Raw genomic sequence first — 16090 nt, forward strand, 5'->3', positions numbered from 1 at the left:
GCGGATGTCTCTGGCCGCGCACCTCGTCGAGTTGCGCAAGCGCCTCTTCATCTCGGCGATCGCGATCGTCGTCGGCATGGTCGCCGGCTGGGTGCTGACCGATCTCTACGTCTGGGACGCGATCCAGCAGCCGGTCGTGCGCGTCGCAGAGGCGCAGGGGCACAGCGCAGAGACCGCGATCGTCTTCCCGACGATCTCGAGCGCGTTCGACCTGCGCCTGCAGATCGCGTTCACCCTCGGCCTCGTGATCTCGAGCCCGGTGTGGCTGTACCAGATCTTCGCCTTCCTCGTACCGGGGCTCAATCAGAAGGAGCGCCGCTTCACGCTCGCGTTCTTCGCGACGGCGATCCCGCTCTTCTTCGCGGGCTGCGCGGCCGGCTGGTTCGTGCTGCCGAACATCGTCAAGCTCATGACGAGCTTCGTGCCCGAAGGGGCGATGTCGCTGCTGACGGCGAAGGAGTACATCGACTTCGTCCTGAAGCTCGTGATCGCGATCGGCGTCGCCTTCGTGGTACCGGTCTTCATCGTGCTGCTGAACTTCGCCGGCGTCATCAGCGCGGCGGCGATCATCAAGTCGTGGCGCGTCGCGATCCTCGTGATCGTGCTGTTCACCGCCATCGCGACGCCGTCGGCCGACGTGGTCTCGATGTTCATGCTCGCCATCCCGATGATCGTGCTGTACTTCGCCGCCTGGTTCATCGCGAACCTGCACGACAAGCGCGTCGCACGTCGCAACATCGCCGAGTTCGGCGAAGCGGTCTGAGGTTCGTCGCTGTCTAGGCTGGAGGGGTGATGAGCCTCTCGCCGGCCGAGCGCTACGCGCGGTCGCGCCAACAACGACGGCAGCCGCGGCTCGCCGACTTCGCCGCTTCGATGCGATTCGACCTCGACCCGTTCCAGGCGGCGGCCTGCGCGGCGCTCGACGAGGGGCGCAGCGTGCTCGTCGCCGCTCCGACGGGTGCGGGCAAGACCGTGGTCGCCGAGTTCGCCGTGCACCTCGCCATGCAGGAGCGCGGCGAGAAGGTCTTCTACACGACCCCGATCAAGGCGCTCTCGAACCAGAAGTACCAGGAGTTCTGCGACACCTGGGGGGCCGACCAGGTCGGGCTCCTGACGGGCGACACCAACGTGAACTCGGGCGCGCGCATCGTCGTCATGACGACCGAGGTGCTGCGCAACATGCTCTACGCCGACTCGCCGCTGCTCGACCGCCTCGCGTACGTCGTGATGGACGAGGTGCACTACCTCGCCGACCGGTTCCGCGGCGCCGTCTGGGAGGAGGTCATCATCCACCTCCCCGAGGAGGTGCGCCTCGTCTCGCTGAGCGCGACCGTGTCGAACGCGGAGGAGTTCGGCGACTGGCTCCAGGCGGTGCGCGGCGACACCGAGGTGATCGTCTCCGAAGACCGCCCGGTGCCGCTCGAACAGCACGTGCTCGTGCGTTCGAAGCTCGTCGAGCTGTTCGATTCGTCGGGCCAGGCCGCCACCCACCGGGTGAATCCCGAACTGAAGCAACTGGCGCGGGCCGGCGGCCGGTCGCTCGGGCAGCGTTCGGCCCGCGGGCGCCGGGGCGGCGATCGCGGCCGGTTCCACCAGGCCCAGCAGGGCGGTCGGCTCGATCGGCCCGAGGTCGTCGCGTTGCTGCAGGGCAAGAACCTGCTCCCCGCGATCGTGTTCATCTTCTCCCGTGCGGGCTGCGATCAGGCAGTACGCCAGGTGCTCCGCTCCGGCATCCGGCTCACCGCGGGACACGAGCGCGCCGAGATCCGCGCCATCGTCGAAGAACGGGCGAGGATGCTTCGCGACGAGGACCTCGCGGTGCTGGGGTACTGGGACTGGCTCGAAGGGCTCGAGCGCGGCGTCGCCGCGCACCACGCGGGCATGCTGCCGGCGTTCAAGGAGATCGTCGAGGAGCTCTTCCAGAAGAAGCTGCTGAAGGTCGTGTTCGCGACCGAGACGCTCGCTCTCGGCGTCAACATGCCGGCTCGTTCGGTGGTGCTCGAGAAGCTCGACAAGTTCAACGGCGAGGCCCGAGTGCCGATCACTCCGGGGGAGTACACCCAGCTCACGGGCCGTGCCGGCCGGCGCGGTATCGACATCGAAGGCCACTCCGTCATCCAGTGGGTCGACGGCCTCGACCCCGAGTCGGTCGCGGCGCTCGCCTCCCGACGCAGCTATCCGCTCAACTCGAGCTTCCGTCCGACGTACAACATGGCGGTGAACCTGATCGACCAATTCGGTCGTGAGCGCACCCGGCAGATCCTCGAGCTCTCGTTCGCGCAGTTCCAGGCCGACCGCGCGGTCGTCGACCTCGCCCGCACCCTGCGGAAGCAGGAGGAGTCGATGTCGGGCTACGACGAGGCGATGCGCTGCCATCTCGGCGACTTCGCCGAGTACGCGGGCATCCGCCGTGAGATCGGCCGGCTCGAGCGCCAGTCCTCGAAGGGCAACCCGACGCACGCCGAGCGCGAGCGGTTGCAGCGAGAGCTCGCCGACGCGCGCAAGCGCCTGCGCGCCCACCCCTGTCACGGCTGCGCCGAGCGCGAGTCGCACGCGCGCTGGGCGGAGCGGTGGTGGCGCCTCAAGCAGGAGCACGACGATCTCTCCCGGCAGATCCGCAGCCGGACGGGGCAGGTCGCCAAGCGGTTCGATCGGGTGTCCGAGGTGCTGACCGCGCTCGGCTATCTCGAGGTCGACGGCGACGGCCGCCTCGTCTCGACGTCGGCCGGACGCGTCCTCAAGCGGATCTACGGCGAACGCGACCTGCTCGTCGCCGAGTGCCTGCGCCTCGGGCTCTGGGACGGCCTCGACGTCGCGGGCATCGCCGCGATGGCCGCCTCCCTCGTCTACGAGCCCCGACGAGACGACCGCGGGGTCGAGTACCGGCTGCCGCGACGCGGCTTCCGCGAGGCGTTCGACAAGACGCTCGACGTGTGGAGCGCGCTCGACGACCTCGAACGCGATCATCGCCTGCCGTCGAGCGAGCAGCCGTCACCCGCGCTCGCCTCGGCGATGCACGGCTGGGCCCGGGGCGGTGCGCTCGCGGGCGTGCTCGAAGACACCGAGCTCGCGGCCGGCGACTTCGTGCGGCTCACGAAGCAGGTGATCGACCTGCTCGACCAGATCTCGATCGTCGCCGAAGCCGAGCTCGCCGCCACGGCACGCTCCGCCATCGATGCGGTACGACGCGGTGTCGTCGCCTACGGCACGGTCGCCTGATCCGAGTCGCCTAGGCTGATCTGGTGCCATCCACCCCTGCACGACGCCTGCTTCCGCTGCCGCTGTGGGCAGCCGTCATCGTCGCCGCGGTCGGCGGATTCGTCTACGACCTCGGGTTCCCCGACGTGTCGGCCTGGCCCCTCGCGTTCGCGGGCATCGCGCTCGCCCTCCTGCCGCTCATCGGCCGAAGCGCGTGGAGCGCCGCGCTCGTCGGCTTCGTCTTCGGACTCGCCTTCTACCTGCCGCACGTCTCGTGGACCTCGCTCTACCTCGGGCCGATCCCGTGGCTCGCGCTCTCGATCTTCGAATCGTTCTTCATGGCCGGCGGCGCCGTGCTCATCGCGCTCGCGTACCGCTGGGTGCCGCGGGCGAGCGACTCGCGATGGACGAGGCTCGTCTGGCTGCCGCTGCTCGTGTCGGGGCTCTGGATCGTGCGCGAGACCGCCGCGGGCACGATGCCGTACGGCGGCTTCCCCTGGGGTCGCGCCGCGCTGAGCCAGTCGCAGAGTCCGTTCGCCGAGGTCGTCGCCTGGATCGGCTCGACCGGACTCGGATTCGTGATGGTCGCGCTGGTGGCCGGTGTCATCGAGTGGGTGCGCCTGCGGGGCTGGCGCGACCTGCGTACGGCCATCCCCGTCGTCGCGCTGCTGATCGTCGCGGTGATGGCTCCCGCCTTTCCGACGACCGCCTCGGGAGAGCTCCGGGTCGCGAGCGTGCAGGGCAACGGACCGTCCGGGTACTTCGACGAACGTCAGCCCGGCGACGTGCTCGCCGCACAGCTCGAGGCGACGGAGCCGATCCTCGACGAGGAGGGCATCGATGTCCTGCTCTGGCCGGAGGGCGGGTCCGACCTCGACCCCACGCGGAGCCCGGCGACCGCGGGGATCTTCGACACGCTCGGGCGTCGCCTCGACGCGCCGATCGTGTTGAACACGGTGACGACGCGGGGCGACGAGTTCTTCAACACGTCGATCCTCTGGCGCAGCGGCGAAGGCGCGGTCGACAGCTACGACAAGCGCCACCCCGTGCCCTTCGGCGAGTACATCCCCGATCGCTGGTTCTACGACGCGATCGTGCCCGACCTCACGGGGCTCGTGCAGCGGGGATACTCGGCCGGCGTGAACGCCCCCGTCTTCGACCTCGGCGACGCCGTCGCGGGTCTCGCGATCTGCTTCGACGTGATCTACGACGAGGTGATCTGGCAGGGAGCCCGCGACGGCGCCGAGCTCTACATGTTCCAGACGAACAATGCCGACTTCAGGGGAACCGACGAGAATCAGCAGCAGCTCGCGATCGCGCGACTCCGTGCGATCGAGACGGGTCGGTCCGTCGTGAACATCTCGACGGTCGGCACCAGCCAGGTGATCGATCCGTCGGGGCGCACGATCGACGCACTCCCGGCCTACGAGGCCGGGGCGATGGTCACCGACGTCGAACTGCGTCGCGGCTTGACGCCGTCGGTCGTGCTCGGCTCATGGGTGGCGATCGTGATCGTCGCCGGGGCGATCATCGGGCTCATCGCAGCCGGCGTCATGGCGCGACAGCGCACCGCGCGACCCGAACCCGTCGAGCAGGACTAGGCGCCGACCTTCTGGCCGCCGCGACGCGCGCGCAGGTACTGGAGGCGCTCCTCGAGCAGCTCTTCGAGTTCGGGGATGGTGCGACGCTCGAGCAGCATGTCCCAATGCGTGCGGGCGATCTTCTCACCCGATCGGTCGATCTCGACCGGCTTCGAGTCGACGAGCAGCACGGCCGAGGCACCGCAGTGGCGGCACTCCCACGTCTCGGGGATCTCGGCCTCGGTCGAGAAGACCATCGTCGTGTCACGGCCGCAGGTCTCGCACTGGTAGGTGTACTCGGCGCGGTCGGCGAACACCACGCCGTCTTCGCTCTGCAGGCTCTGCGCACCGATTCGCATGCCCCGAAGGCTCCGATCCGCCATGGCGTTCTCCTCTCGATCGTCTGACAGTCTCAACGATCAAGCTGGGCGTTCCCTTTCCGAAGCCTGAGGTTTCGCGGGGAATTCTCAGCTTCGGCCGGCGATGACGCGGAGTGCGATGTCGGCGCGGTCGGTCACGATCCCGTCGACGCCGAGGTCGAGGAGGCGCACCATGTCGTCGGCCTCGTTCACCGTCCACACGTGGACCTCGGCGCCGAGCGCGTGCGCGGCATCGACGAGCCGCCGGGTGACGAGGCGGATCGGTCCGGTGCGTTCGGGGATCTGCAGCGCCCGTGCGCCGTGGAGCGCCCGCGCGGCGAGGGAGGAGGAGCGCAGCGACGCCGCAGCGCGGAATGCGAGGACGCCCGCGGCGCCGACGGAGGTGACGGCGCCGGGAACGAGCCGGGCGAGCCTGCGGCGTCGACGCTCGGAGAAGCTCGTCACGAGCACACGCGACGCCGCGCCCGTGCGGGCGATGGCCGAGACGGTGCCGTCGACGGAGCGCTCGTCCTTCACGTCGATGTTGAAGCGACCGTCGGGAAACGCATCGAGCGCGTCCTCCAGCGAAGGGAAACCCTGCCCGTGGCCGAGGTCGATCCGTCGCAACTCGGCCATCGTGAGCTGCCCCACCGCCACGTCGCGACCCGCGACACGCGAGAGGGACGCGTCGTGGGCGATGACCGCCGCACCGTCGTGCGTCGCCCGGACATCGGTCTCGAGGTACCCCGCGCCGGCGGAGATCGCCGCGGCGAACGCGAGGAGGGTGTTCTCGGGGGCATCCAGCGCCAGTCCGCGGTGCGCGAGCACGCGGGGCACGGCCCCGTCGAAGTAGTCGGAGGCCACGCCCGGCCTCACGCCTGCGGGAACGATCCCGACGGCGGGCGGGGCTCGCCGGTCGACGGGGCGGCAGGCGGTTGCGGAGCCGCACCGGGCACCTGCTGGGCGCCGGCGGCCGGGGGAGTGAAGGCGCGGCCGATGCCCTTCAGCGCCTCGGTGAGCTCGCTCGGAATGACCCACAGCTTGTTTGCGTCGCCCTGTGCGAGCTGCGGCAGCATCTGCAGGTACTGGTAGCCGAGCAGCTTCGGGTCGGGGTCGCCCTTGTGGATCGCATCGAAGACCGTGAGGATCGCCTCCGCCTCGCCCTGCGCGCGCAGGACGGCGGCCTTGGCATCGCCCTCGGCCTCGAGGATCGCAGCCTGCCGCGCGCCCTCGGCGGTGAGGATCGCAGACTGCTTCGTGCCCTCCGCGGTGAGGATGAGCGCACGGCGGTCGCGCTCCGCGCGCATCTGCTTCTCCATCGAGTCCTGGATGGAGACGGGCGGGTCGATCGCCTTGAGCTCGACCCGCGAGACGCGGATGCCCCACTTGCCGGTGGCTTCGTCGAGCACGACGCGCAGCTGGCCGTTGATGTTGTCGCGCGAGGTGAGCGCCTCTTCGAGGTTGAGGCCGCCGACGACGTTGCGCAGCGTCGTCGTCGTGAGCTGCTCGACCGCACCCAGGTAGTTGGCGATCTCGTACGTCGCGGCACGGGCGTCGGTCACCTGGAAGTACACGACCGTGTCGATCGAGACGACGAGGTTGTCTTCGGTGATGACCGGCTGCGGTGGGAACGACACGACCGTCTCGCGCATGTCGACGAGCGGCCGCAGCCGGTCGATGAACGGCACGAGCAGGTTCAGGCCGGGCGTGAGCGTCTTGTGATAGCGCCCGAGGCGCTCGACGATGCCCGCGTAGGCCTGGGGGATGATCCTGATCGATCGCGCGATGACGACGATGACGAAGATGACGATCGCGATGACGACGATCGTCACGATGATCGTGGGCAGGTCGATCACTCGGGGGTGCTCCTCTCAACCGGCACGACGACCGCCGTCGCGCCATCGATGCCGGTCACGAGCACCCGCCCGCCCACCGGCACGTCGACCTGCTCGGTCGCGGGCGAGAGCCGCGCCGTCCAGGTCTCGCCGTTCTGCAGCCGAACCTGACCGCCCGCGTCGCCGACGGTCTGCACCACGGTCCCTTCGGCCCCGATGAGGGCGTCGACGTTGCTGCGTGCCGGGTCGCCGCCACGTCGGAGCGCCCGCAGCAGCGGCGGGCGCAGCACGAGCATGAGCGCCACCGCCACCACCGCGGCGATGATGAACTGCGCCCACCACGGAATGCCGAACAGACCCGACAGCAGGCCCGCGACGCTGCCGAGGGCCAGCATCAGGAAAGTCATCTCGAGGGTGAACACCTCGATCGTGGCGAATGCCAGGATCAGCACCAGCCAGACGATCCACGCGTACTGGGTCAGCACATCCAAATCGGGTCTCCTTCGCACGCGGTCGGCTCATTCCGAAACTAGCAGTGCCGGGCTCGGCATGGGGGAGTTGATAGTCTCGGTTCGGCCGCGCCGCGTCGTCTTCGCGGTGCCAAGACCTCGAGGAGCCTCCCCGTGACCAATCCACTCGCCCCCGGCTCGCTGGCCGGCCGCGTCGCCCTCGTGACGGGCTCGTCGCGCGGCATCGGCGCCGACACCGCCCGCTACCTCGCAGCGGCCGGCGCATCGGTCGTCGTCAACTACCGCAGCAAGGCGCCTCGCGCCGAGAAGGTGGTCGCCGAGATCGTGGCAGGCGGCGGCACCGCGATCGCGATCGGCGCCGATCTGACCGACCCCGAGTCGGTCGCGGCGATGTTCGAGCGCACCGTCGCAGAGCTCGGGCCGATCGACGTGCTCGTGCTCAACGCGTCGGGCGGCATGGAGACCGGCCTCGGCGAGGACTATGCGATGCGCCTCAATCGCGACGCGCAGGTCAACGTCGTGGAGGGCGCGCTGTCGCACCTGGCCGACGGGGCCCGCATCGTCTTCGTCACGAGCCACCAGGCGCACTTCATCCGCACGACGCCGACGATGCCCGAGTACGAGCCCGTCGCCCTCTCGAAGCGCGCCGGCGAAGACGCGCTCCGCGCCAAGCTGCCCGAGTTCGAGGCGGCGGGCGTCGAGTTCGTCGTCGTGTCGGGCGACATGATCGAGGGAACCATCACGGCGACGCTCCTCGAGCGCGCGAACCCCGGCGCGATCGACGCCCGCAAGCAGGACGCCGGCCGTCTCTACAACGTCGCCGAGTTCGCCGCAGAGGTCGCGTCGGCCGTCGTCGAGCCCGTCCCCGCCGAGAACACGCGCTACGTCGGCGACATCTCGGGCTTCGCCAAAGAGGCCTGAGCCCAGCTCGACCGCCACGGCGGAGACGAAGAAGGCCGGCCCCGAGTCATCCCGGGGCCGGCCTTCTTCTGCGCGGCAGAGCCGCCCGTTCGGTTCAGGCGGCCGTGACGCCGCGCCCGAAGGTGAACGCGCGCACGATCTGGATGATGCCGAGCACGATGAGGCTGATGCCGATGATCCACCACAGCACGACGACGTAGAGCGGCGAGAACAGCAGCACGATGCCCGCGAGGATGCTCAGGATGCCGAAGAAGATCGCCCAGCCCTTCGACGGCGCGTCTCCGAGCTGCGCGAGCGCGACGATGCCCTCGACGATCCAGAGGACACCGATCAGGATGCCGAGGAAGATGCCGAGCACGACCGCGCTCTCGGTGGGGTTCGCCACGGCGAAGATGCCGCCGATGATGAACAGGATGCCGAGGATGATGTCGAGCGCCCTCGCACCACCCGAGATGCCCTTCGAGAAGATGCCGAGCCCGAGGTAGGCGATGCCCGCGATGAGCAGGTAGATGCCGAGGATGATGGTGAGCACCACGGCCGAGTCCTTCGGCCAGAACGTGATCATGAGCCCGACGATGAGCGCGACGGCGCCGCTGATGCCGAGCGTCGTGCGGACGGTGTTGATGGCCGACTTCGACAGCTCGGCGGCATCGAGCGAGAACGTGGCGAAGAAGCCGGTCGGCTGTGTGGAAGACATGGCATGTCCTTTCTGAGGGTGAACCGTGCCCGCCAAGGCTATTGCCGAACCCCGCCTGAGTATCGGATGTGAACGCGCGCGTCGCGATGCGACGAACTACGACCGTGTCGTAGGCGCACCGGTCAGGAATCGAGAAGCACCGGGGTGGATGCCGCAGCTAGCGTGACCGGTATGTGCCTCATCGTTCGCGCCCGTGAGAATCTAGACCACATGGCCACCGAGACGACCGTTCCGAATCCCGCCGACCGCCATGAGCTCATCAGCGTGCGCGGCGCCCGGGAGAACAACCTCAAGAACGTCGACATCGACCTGCCGAAACGACGGCTGACGGTCTTCACGGGCGTGTCGGGGTCGGGCAAGAGCTCGCTCGTCTTCGACACCATCGCCGCGGAGTCCCGACGACTGATCGACGAGACCTACAGCGCCTTCGTGCAGGGCTTCATGCCGTCGGTTCCGCGACCCGACGTCGACGTGCTCGAGGGTCTGACGACGGCGATCCTCGTCGACCAGGAGCGGCTCGGCGCCAACCCCCGTTCGACCGTCGGCACGGTGACGGATGCGAACGCCATGCTGCGGATCCTCTTCTCCAAGCTGGGCGAACCGTACATCGGCGGGCCGACGGCGTTCTCGTTCAACATCCCCACGCAGAAGGCGAGCGGGGTGATGACCGGCCCGCACGGCGAGAAGAAGATCGTCAAGGACGTGATCTACCTCGGCGGCATGTGCCCGCGATGCGAGGGCCGGGGCGCCGTGTCGGATCTCGACCTCGCGCAGATCGTCGACGAGTCGAAGTCGCTCGACGAGGGCGCGATCATGGTGCCCGGCTACACCGCCGACGGCTGGATGGTGAAGGGTTTCTCGCAGTCCGGCTTCTACCCGGCCGACAAGCCGATCGCGCAGTTCACCGAGAAGCAGCGGCACCTCTTCCTCTACGGCGAGGTCACGAAGGTCAAGATCAGCGGCATCAACATGACCTACGAAGGCCTCATCCCGAAGATCACCAAGTCGATGCTGTCGAAGGACCTCGACGCCCTGCAGCCGCACATCCGCGCCTTCGTCGAGCGGGTGGCGACGTTCGCGAGGTGCCCGGAGTGCGACGGCACCCGGCTCACCGAGGGCGCGCGCTCGTCGAAGATCGACGGCGTCAGCATCGCCGACGCGTGCCGTATGCAGGTGACCGACCTCGCCGAGTGGGTGCGCGGCCTCGACAAGCCGGGCGCGGGCCCGCTGCTCGAGGCGCTGAGCGCGAACCTCGACGCGTTCGTGACCCTCGGGCTCGGCTACCTCAGCCTCGAGCGCCCGTCGGGCACGCTGTCGGGCGGCGAGGCGCAGCGCATCAAGATGCTGCGTCACCTCGGGTCGTCGCTCACCGACGTCACCTACGTGTTCGACGAACCCACGATCGGGCTGCACCCGCACGACATCCAGCGCATGAACACGCTGCTGCTGCGGCTGCGTGACAAGGGCAACACCGTGCTCGTCGTCGAGCACAAGCCCGAGACGATCGCCATCGGCGATCACGTCGTCGACCTCGGCCCCGGCGCGGGCAGCGGCGGGGGAGAGATCTGCTTCGAGGGATCGGTCGACGGGCTCAAGGCGAGCGGCACCCTCACCGGCCGGCATCTCGACGACCGCGCGTCGCTCAAGGCGGAGGTTCGCTCGGCGCGCGGCGCGATCGAGGTGCGCGGCGCCGATGCGAACAACCTCGACGATGTCGACGTCGACATCCCGCTCGGCGTTCTGACCGTCGTCACCGGCGTGGCGGGCTCGGGCAAGAGCTCGCTCATCCACGGCTCGGTGTCGCGACGGGACGGCGTCGTGTCGATCGACCAGGGCGCGATCAAGGGCTCACGACGAAGCAACCCGGCGACGTACACGGGCCTGCTCGAGCCCATCCGCAAGGCCTTCGCGAAGGCGAACGGCGTGAAGCCCGCGCTCTTCAGCGCGAACTCCGAGGGCGCGTGTCCGAGCTGCAAGGGATCGGGCGTCATCGTCACCGAGCTCGGCTTCATGGACACGATCGAGACGCCCTGCGAGGACTGCGGCGGCAAGCGGTTCCAGGCCGGGGTGCTCGAGTACAAGCTCGGAGGGCTCGACATCACCGAGGTGCTCGACCTGCCGGTGGCGCAGGCACGGGAGTTCTTCTCCGACGGCGAGGCGAAGATCCCGGCGGCGGCGAAGATCCTCGGTCGCCTCGAGGACGTGGGCCTCGGCTACCTCACGCTCGGCCAACCGCTCTCCACGCTCTCGGGCGGCGAGCGCCAGCGGGTCAAGCTCGCGATCGCGATGGGGGAGGAGGGCGACGTCTACGTGCTCGACGAACCGACCACCGGTCTCCACCTCGCCGACGTCGAGAACTTGCTGGGCCTCCTCGACCGCCTGGTCGACTCGGGCAAGTCGGTGATCGTGATCGAGCACCACCAGGCCGTGATGGCGCACGCCGACTGGATCATCGATCTCGGTCCCGGCGCCGGTCACGACGGCGGGCGGATCGTGTTCGAGGGCGTTCCCGCCGATCTCGTCGCCGCCCGTTCGACCCTGACCGGCGAACACCTCGCGGACTACGTCGGCGCCGAGGCATCCTGATTCGTCTTCGTTCGGAGAGGAGCGGCCGTGGCGTCGAAGGCCAGGCATCCCGTCGCGCCGCGCGTCGACCCGGTCCTGCTCGGTGAGCTCGACGACGGTCACGAGAGCGAGCTGGTCGCCGGCGCGGTCGTCGAGGCGCGACGGTTCAGCGGGCTCGACCTCGCCGAACGGGATCTCGGCGGCCTGCGTCTGACCGAGTGCGAGCTGACCGGCGTCGCCGCCCATGAGACGCGCCTTCGCGCGGCCGCCTTCTCGGAGGTCGTGATCGAGCGGCTCGAGGCACCGGTGCTCAGGGCCCCGCTGGCCGAATTGCGCGACGTCTCGTTCATGTCATCGCGACTCGGATCGGTCGAGTTCCACGACGACCGATGGCGGGCGGTGCGGTTCGTGGGCTGCAAGCTCGGCTACGTGAACCTTCGCGGTGCCGAGATCCGTGATGTCCTGTTCACCGACTGCACGATCGATGAGCTCGACCTCGTCAACGCGCAGGCCGAGCGGGTGGCCTTCGAGGGCTGCGACCTGCGCTCGCTCGACGTCACCGGGGCGAGGCTGCGCGATGTCGACCTGCGCGGCCTCGAGCTCGCCGTGATCGACGGCATCGGCGGCCTCAGCGGTGCGACGATCGACTCGATGCAGGCGGCCCTGCTCGCGCCCCACCTGGCACGACACCTGGGCATCCGAGTGGACGACTGACGGATCGGCACGCGGGGGAGCGGGCGACACTCAGCCACTCCGGTTCCGGCTGCGAGCCCCGGCTCAGACGCCGAGACCCTCGATGTGCTGCTCGAGCTCGTCGAGTTCGCGGGCGATCGATTCCGCGCTGCCGCGGCGGAACCGTCGCAGCTGCATCGCGAGCACGGCGTCGGCCGCGGTCTCGGAGCAGCCGAGTGCTTCGCCGATGCTGCGGCGCGCCGCTTCGTCGGAGGCCGCATCGGCGACGATGCGGAGGATCGTCTCGGCGTCGGTTTGGGTGGCGATCATGGCGCGAAGCATCTGACGTCGCTCGTCCAGGTGGTCACGTGGCACGGGCGGCGGGCGGCGGGGCGCATGTCGGGCTCGCTGGCGCTCGATCAGCGCGGCGTCGAGATCGATCGGCAACGGCGCCGCCGTGCGAAGGCCGAGGCTGACGAGCCAGGCATGCACCTCGTACCGACCGGCCTGGAAGTCGTTCCAGTCGGCGGACCCGATGTTCACCCGCACTCGCGCGTACTCGCCCGGGTCGAGCGCGAACGCTGCATCCGGGCGCCCGACGTAGCCGAAGGAAACGCCGCCGGCGGTGACACCCTGTCGGGAGACCGTGCCGGCGACGTGGAAGTCGTCGCCGGTCGGGTGCCATCGTGCGTCGCCTTCGTTGACGATGTCGATCACGAGCTCGTCGATGTCGGGATCGGTAAGCATCGTCTCGGGCCAGCGCAGCACGAGGCCGCCGCGCCGCTCGCGTCGGCTCGGCCGGAGCGGGAAGACGTCGGGGTGGACCGATGCCTGTCCGCCCCGCATCGGCTCGGCGGGAAGGTTCGCAATCGACCACGTCGCTGCTGCGGAGTCGGCCGGAGCACCGAGGAGCACCGCGCCGCCGTCTCGCCGAAGCACGCGCCAACCCTCGTGCGGCGCCGCGGCAGGAAGGTCGACGGGTTCGCTCCATCCGAGCGAGGAGAGGAGCGCGTCGAAACGCTCACCCTGCTTCGCGAGCACATCGGGATGGACTCCGACATGGGCGAGTTGCGGGAAGTCGTCGGAGTCATCCATTGTTCGAGCGTGCCATACGCACGGAGGCGCGCGCCGCTGCCTTCTCGGGACCTTCGCGATCGTCCTCGCGATTCGGTTGCTGCCGAGGCATCCGCCGCCAGACCCAGACCGTCAAGGCGACGCTGAGCAGGATCACGACCACACCGAGCGGCACGTGCAGCGCCACGAGGGACCGGAACCCCGCGAACGCCTGCAGCGACATGAGCGCGAGGAGCCCGATCGTCGCGGCGATCGGCCACCGCGGCGCACGACTCAGTGCGCGGGCGAGGATCGTCGCGAGGATCGCGACCATCAGTGCGACGCCCGACACCGTCGCCAGCTCGCGGTGCAATCCGAATGCGACAGGCACGCCGCCCATGAACAGGCCCGCCGACACGGCCTGCCCGAACAGCAAGACCGAGGTGAGGGCGAGCGAGAAGCGGAGCAGCGTCAGGGGCCACAGACGGTCGTGGCCGGAGCCGTCATCGAGTCGGGACATGCTCCGCAGCCTATCAACTGGATCCATTTGGATCTATTGCATTTGGATCTTCTTTGGGGGAGACTCGAACCATGAGCGAAGCGGGGGCGCGCGCCGCCATCGAGGTCGGACTGCTGTTCCACCGGGTGTACACGGCCGCGACGCAACGCCTGAACTCCGCCCTGCAACCGCTGGATCTCACGACGCGGCACGCGTCGGTCATGTTCATGATCCGAGACGGCGTGAAGACGCAGCGCGACCTCGTGGCGCGGCTCAGCACCGACAAGACGGGCATGGTGCGAACCGTCGACGATCTCGAGCGGCTCGGCTATGTCACCAGGGTGCCGTCGTCGACAGATCGGCGCGTGACGATTCTCAACCTGACGGACGACGGCGATCGAGCCCTGAAGGCCGTGCAGCAACAGACGAGCACCGTGGCCGGGGAGCTGTTCACGGCCGTCGATACGGCCGAGCTCGAATCGCTGAGGTCGGTGCTGTCACGCATGCTGACCGGCTTGGCGCCGCGGGACTGAAGCCCGACGGCCATGCTGCTCCGTATTGCGCCGATAATGCACATTATGTCGGAATGAGAGAAATCTGGTGAAGCAGACCACCTACCCGTGGCGCATCCTGTGCGCTCAGCCGCGACAACTCATGGTCGGTTTGCTCCTGCGCGGGCATGAGCATCGCGCAGCAACGTCGATGAAGACGGACGGCTACTCGACCACTACGACGTAGGCGTCGTGGGATCCCGCCCAGTCAGTAGCCGCCGCGACCATCGCGTCGAGGTCGCTGCTGCCTGCCAGCCCGGTCCCGCCGGATTCGTCGACGGAGGAGACCGTGCCCCAGGCACCGAAGCCCCAATAGACGATGACGACGGTGCGATCAAACTGGTTCGCATATGAGGTTGCCACCTCACGGATGCTTCTCAGGCCCGCCATGGGCGCAAACTCGTCGTCGGTCTGCGCCTGAGCCGCGCCGGGCGCCGCGTCGGCGACGATCTGGTCAATGACGGGCTGCGGGAGGGGCTCTCCGGGTGTCACAACAATGACGCTGCCATCGTGAAGGGTGATGTCGCGGGGTGCGTTCCTCGCGAGTACCTGCTTCTCGAACTCGGAGAGCTCGCCATCCTCATCCATGTCGCCTTCGATCGCTGCTGGGGCTGCGTTCGGGGTCGTGTCGGTGTCGGGCAGCGACGAGGCGTCCACAGCGGTACAGCCGGTGAGCAGGAGAAGGGTCAGCAGCGCGGTGAGGGCGACGCGGCCAGTCGGGGTCTTCATCATTCGGCGAATCTATCGTCCGGGCCAACTCTGCAAGCCGAGCGGCGCAAATCAGAGGGTTCCAGGCGATCACGATTCCCGTCTGACACGCCCGCGCTACCGACGCGATGTCGGGCACCAAACGCTTCTGGTGCGAGCTTTGTGGAAAGCGGTTGAGTGACTTCACCATCAGAGGAAGCCCCAGTGCAGCAGATGCACGATTCGGATGCTGCGCCACTTCCCCACCTGGGTGGTTTGTGTTCCTAGCGAACTGTCGCCTTTGGACCTCTCGCTGAGTGAGGCATTCTCATGAGCATCGGTTCCGCGCGACGTCATCGAGATCCAACGCGATCCGCTGAGGCCTTCTTCCCTCGCGCGGTCGGTCCTCCCCATCTACTCCCCCATGGCCTGCCGGGCGCACGACTCCCCCGTCGAGTTCGCTCATGCGCCCGTGCTCATCGTCGTCGTACTGTCCGTCAACCGTGACGAAGTCGCGGACCGTGAGGGTGGGCATGAGATCACGCTGAACCAGCGCACCGACACGACCGCCGGCGGTCACCGTGACATCCGCTCGACACCAGCCAGGCGTGTCCGACAATCCGGAAGCCGCGATTGGCACGTCTGCGAGGATTACCGCGTGCGCTATCTGACGATCGAGATTCCGGTGCGGTTGTGGCAACGCGTTGACGGGTGCGTCGACAACTCGATGGCCGTCGACGCGGTCGACGGGATCACGGAGACCGTGATCGCTGGTTCCTGCATCCGCGACGCGGGATGGCGCGCGTCGGCCGCCTCTGAGGCTCAGCGTGACTCGTACGGATGGCCGCCTCGCGAGCATCTGCTGGTCATCACACTGCGACTCGCGCATTGGGAATGGGTGCTGTCCCAGTTGGACCGGTGGGAACCGTACGCGACCGACGGCATGCAGGACGACGCCGAGGTTCGAGCGATCATCAGCACCGCGCTCACTGCCGGATAGCTC

16 protein-coding genes are annotated in these 16090 nt (G+C 68.7%); 8 read left to right on the forward strand and 8 right to left on the reverse strand.

All coding sequences use genetic code 11. The features are described from left to right. The first annotated feature begins 4 nt into the window (after positions 1 to 4). From tatC to lnt, 3 genes are read left to right on the forward strand one after another with little or no spacing between them, the layout of a single operon-like run. Entirely contained in the window at positions 5 to 763 is a 759-nt protein-coding gene (gene tatC / locus PX701_RS06300; RefSeq protein ID WP_231432333.1) for a twin-arginine translocase subunit TatC, read from the forward strand. 29 nt (positions 764 to 792) lie between these two features. Further along, the gene (locus tag PX701_RS06305; protein ID WP_275505810.1) at positions 793 to 3219 is read left to right on the forward strand and encodes a DEAD/DEAH box helicase; all 2427 of its coding nucleotides are present in this window, start codon (positions 793 to 795) and stop codon (positions 3217 to 3219) included. Positions 3220 to 3242: 23 nt separating this feature from the next. Further along, a complete protein-coding gene (gene lnt, locus PX701_RS06310; protein ID WP_275505811.1) occupies positions 3243 to 4799 on the forward strand; it encodes an apolipoprotein N-acyltransferase in 1557 nt (518 codons plus the stop codon). Here the strand turns inward: lnt and PX701_RS06315 are convergent. The 4 genes from PX701_RS06315 to PX701_RS06330 all read right to left on the reverse strand — a co-directional run bounded on the left by PX701_RS06315 (position 4796) and on the right by PX701_RS06330 (position 7457). Further along, on the reverse strand, positions 4796 to 5161 hold the full coding sequence (locus PX701_RS06315; RefSeq protein ID WP_231431037.1) for an RNA polymerase-binding protein RbpA: 366 nt from the start codon (positions 5159 to 5161) through the stop codon (positions 4796 to 4798). The two genes, lnt and PX701_RS06315, sit on opposite strands and share 4 nt — an antisense overlap. Before the next feature lie 84 nt (positions 5162 to 5245). Then, positions 5246 to 6001: a glycerophosphodiester phosphodiesterase family protein gene (locus PX701_RS06320; protein WP_275505812.1), complete on the reverse strand. Its 756-nt coding sequence runs from the start codon at positions 5999 to 6001 to the stop codon at positions 5246 to 5248. Positions 6002 to 6009: 8 nt separating this feature from the next. Further along, the gene (locus tag PX701_RS06325; RefSeq protein WP_275505813.1) at positions 6010 to 6993 is read right to left on the reverse strand and encodes an SPFH domain-containing protein; all 984 of its coding nucleotides are present in this window, start codon (positions 6991 to 6993) and stop codon (positions 6010 to 6012) included. Then, positions 6990 to 7457, reverse strand: a complete 468-nt coding sequence (locus PX701_RS06330) for an NfeD family protein (RefSeq protein ID WP_308191675.1) — start codon at positions 7455 to 7457, stop codon at positions 6990 to 6992. Before PX701_RS06330 ends, PX701_RS06325 begins: the two co-directional genes overlap by 4 nt. A gap of 138 nt (positions 7458 to 7595) precedes the next feature. Between PX701_RS06330 and PX701_RS06335 the strand changes: the two genes are divergently transcribed. Next, the gene (locus PX701_RS06335) at positions 7596 to 8363 is read left to right on the forward strand and encodes an SDR family oxidoreductase (protein WP_275505814.1); all 768 of its coding nucleotides are present in this window, start codon (positions 7596 to 7598) and stop codon (positions 8361 to 8363) included. 94 nt (positions 8364 to 8457) lie between these two features. On the opposite strand, the gene PX701_RS06340 is transcribed toward PX701_RS06335, so the two are convergent. Continuing rightward, a complete protein-coding gene (locus tag PX701_RS06340; RefSeq protein ID WP_231431042.1) occupies positions 8458 to 9060 on the reverse strand; it encodes an HdeD family acid-resistance protein in 603 nt (200 codons plus the stop codon). 210 nt (positions 9061 to 9270) lie between these two features. On the opposite strand from PX701_RS06340, the gene PX701_RS06345 reads away from it, so the two are divergent. Together PX701_RS06345 and PX701_RS06350 are read left to right on the forward strand one after the other, a co-directional pair. After that, on the forward strand, positions 9271 to 11646 hold the full coding sequence (locus tag PX701_RS06345) for an excinuclease ABC subunit UvrA (protein ID WP_275505815.1): 2376 nt from the start codon (positions 9271 to 9273) through the stop codon (positions 11644 to 11646). A gap of 27 nt (positions 11647 to 11673) precedes the next feature. Next, positions 11674 to 12339, forward strand: a complete 666-nt coding sequence (locus PX701_RS06350) for a pentapeptide repeat-containing protein (protein WP_231431044.1) — start codon at positions 11674 to 11676, stop codon at positions 12337 to 12339. Positions 12340 to 12402: 63 nt separating this feature from the next. Here PX701_RS06350 and PX701_RS06355 read toward each other — a convergent pair whose 3' ends face one another. Next, positions 12403 to 13392 (reverse strand): hypothetical protein, encoded by a 990-nt coding sequence (locus tag PX701_RS06355; protein ID WP_275505816.1) that lies wholly within the window; start codon positions 13390 to 13392, stop codon positions 12403 to 12405. Beyond that, positions 13385 to 13870 carry a hypothetical protein gene (locus PX701_RS06360; protein WP_275505817.1) on the reverse strand — a complete coding sequence of 162 codons (486 nt, stop codon included), beginning with the start codon at positions 13868 to 13870 and terminating at the stop codon, positions 13385 to 13387. Before PX701_RS06360 ends, PX701_RS06355 begins: the two co-directional genes overlap by 8 nt. Before the next feature lie 71 nt (positions 13871 to 13941). On the opposite strand from PX701_RS06360, the gene PX701_RS06365 reads away from it, so the two are divergent. Beyond that, positions 13942 to 14382 carry a MarR family winged helix-turn-helix transcriptional regulator gene (locus PX701_RS06365; RefSeq protein ID WP_275505818.1) on the forward strand — a complete coding sequence of 147 codons (441 nt, stop codon included), beginning with the start codon at positions 13942 to 13944 and terminating at the stop codon, positions 14380 to 14382. 183 nt (positions 14383 to 14565) lie between these two features. Here PX701_RS06365 and PX701_RS06370 read toward each other — a convergent pair whose 3' ends face one another. Next, entirely contained in the window at positions 14566 to 15132 is a 567-nt protein-coding gene (locus tag PX701_RS06370) for a hypothetical protein (RefSeq protein ID WP_275505819.1), read from the reverse strand. A 427-nt stretch (positions 15133 to 15559) separates the two neighbouring features. Here PX701_RS06370 and PX701_RS06375 point away from each other — a divergent pair, with 427 nt between their 5' ends. Continuing rightward, positions 15560 to 16087 carry a hypothetical protein gene (locus tag PX701_RS06375; protein WP_231431049.1) on the forward strand — a complete coding sequence of 176 codons (528 nt, stop codon included), beginning with the start codon at positions 15560 to 15562 and terminating at the stop codon, positions 16085 to 16087. The last annotated feature ends 3 nt before the right edge of the window (positions 16088 to 16090 follow it).

The organism is Agromyces chromiiresistens (genome assembly GCF_029167465.1).
Lineage (GTDB): Bacteria > Actinomycetota > Actinomycetes > Actinomycetales > Microbacteriaceae > Agromyces > Agromyces chromiiresistens.